Source organism: Sebaldella sp. S0638, from assembly GCF_024158605.1.
Taxonomy (GTDB): domain Bacteria; phylum Fusobacteriota; class Fusobacteriia; order Fusobacteriales; family Leptotrichiaceae; genus Sebaldella.
In genome coordinates, this window is the sequence record NZ_JAMZGM010000236.1 from 1 (window position 1) to 1,741 (window position 1,741).

Consider the following 1,741-nt stretch of genomic DNA (forward strand, 5'->3'; position numbering starts at 1 on the left):
TTTTCCCGTGATCTACGTGACCAATTGTTCCCACGTTTACGTGTGGTTTGCTTCTTTCGAATTTAGCTTTTGCCATTTGTAATTCTCCTCCTACAATTTCATTAAATTTTATGTGTAATTATATCATATTTTTTTAGGCTTTGCAACCCTTTTGGAGCTTTTCAGCTATATAATAATCAGCCGAATATTGATACTTTACTTACTTCCAGAATAATCTGTCAATAAACGTTTTCTTTTGGGGCATTCCTTTTTCTAACAGTCCTTTTTTCACCCAGTATTTATTATCTGCCAGATCAAAAAGCGGCTTATCGGCAATACTGTCTGAATAAAAATTCACTATTCTGTACTCTATGCTGCTATTTTCCGCCCATTTATCCATTCTTCTTACTTTTTCAATATTTTTACAGTTTTTAGTTGTTATATGCGAATGAAATATTTCCCCTTCAAACAAAAAATCCGTACCTATCACTACATCAAACCCCATAGATTTCAGCTTATCGGCTATTATAAATGTCGGAGATGCAGATATTGCCACCAAAATTTCTGTTTCCGTCTTATTTTTTAACACCTCATCTTTTACCCATGGATTTATTTTTTTTTCTCTTTTTTCCCAGAATTTTCCTGTTAAATCCTTTATATCACTTATACTTTCACCATTTAAAAAGCGTAAAAACTTTTCTTTTAATTTCTCCAGACTTATTATCTTTAATACATACAATAAAAAATACCACAACTGAAAAAATACAGTATAAATTTTCCATGGCTTTTTTGTCAGGTAAAATCTGTAAAAGTCATTCAGAGTTTCCCCGTTATATATAGTTTTATCAAAATCATAAACTGATAATTCCTTCATCATAGCTCTCCTAAAACTCTGTAAATTTCTTCTTTATTTATTATATTTTCTTTCTCTTTTTCAGACGCATCATCCATCATATCCCTAAATCCGGTTTCTTTGATTTTTTCTTTAATTTCCCTCAGAGAATCTGTCTTTCTGAATAACTCATGTACAGTGTCATCAAAGACAAGAACTTCATTTATATTCACCCTTCCGCTGTATCCGGAATTACACGAAGAACATGAATTCCCCAGACATTCCTGACATACTTTCCGTACAAGCCTCTGCGCTACCACACCATTTAGGGAATTGAAAATCAGGTACTCCGGAATTCCCATATCCACTAATCTAAAAATAGTTGACAACGAATCATTGGTATGTATTGTAGCAATTACCAAATGCCCAGTCAACGCAGCTTTTACTGCAATTTCAGCAGTTTCTCCATCTCTTACCTCACCTATTATTACTATATCTGGTTCACATCCTTAAGGCGAAAAAATTTTTTTCAAAATTGTATATATATAATGTAAGAAACAATTTCAAAAACAAGACATAAAATATACTTAATCACACATTTAGAAAAGTGAGGAAGCATATCTCAGCTTCCTCTGAATGATAAATCATTCCTACTGACTTGATTTTATCATTCTTTATAAAAAAAATCAAATTTTAGGAGTTGATAAAATTGACAAAAGAAAAAATAAATAAACTTTTTGAAAAATCACAAGAAATCATAAATATGATTAATAAACTTGGAATTAGTGAATATCACGGATATTCTATTCGAGATACTGCTGTTGGAGAATTTCTCATGTTGGATAGTATCCCCATTGAGCCTGTGATAAAAAGTCTGTAAATAAAAAAATCTTTTTATGATAAACTAAAAACAGGAGGACTTTATTATGA

Annotated in this window: 3 protein-coding genes; 1 reads left to right on the forward strand and 2 read right to left on the reverse strand. The window is 31.2% G+C overall.

What is annotated here, in order from left to right; all coding sequences use genetic code 11:
- Window positions 1–199: 199 nt before the first annotated feature.
- Together NK213_RS19900 and NK213_RS19905 are read right to left on the reverse strand one after the other, a co-directional pair.
- Window positions 200–853: an HAD-IB family hydrolase gene (locus NK213_RS19900; protein WP_253352583.1), complete on the reverse strand. Its 654-nt coding sequence runs from the start codon at window positions 851–853 to the stop codon at window positions 200–202.
- The gene (locus NK213_RS19905) at window positions 853–1,305 is read right to left on the reverse strand and encodes a GspE/PulE family protein (protein ID WP_371926476.1); all 453 of its coding nucleotides are present in this window, start codon (window positions 1,303–1,305) and stop codon (window positions 853–855) included. The genes NK213_RS19900 and NK213_RS19905 overlap by 1 nt, the downstream gene beginning before the upstream one ends.
- A 215-nt stretch (window positions 1,306–1,520) precedes the next feature.
- On the opposite strand from NK213_RS19905, the gene NK213_RS19910 reads away from it, so the two are divergent.
- A complete protein-coding gene (locus NK213_RS19910; RefSeq protein ID WP_253352585.1) occupies window positions 1,521–1,691 on the forward strand; it encodes a hypothetical protein in 171 nt (56 codons plus the stop codon).
- The last annotated feature ends 50 nt before the right edge of the window (window positions 1,692–1,741 follow it).

Excerpts from the sequence above, each read along its gene's own strand:
- NK213_RS19900 (WP_253352583.1), bottom strand. The coding sequence starts at position 853 with ATGAAGGAATTATCAGTTTATGATTTTGATAAAACTATATATAACGGG.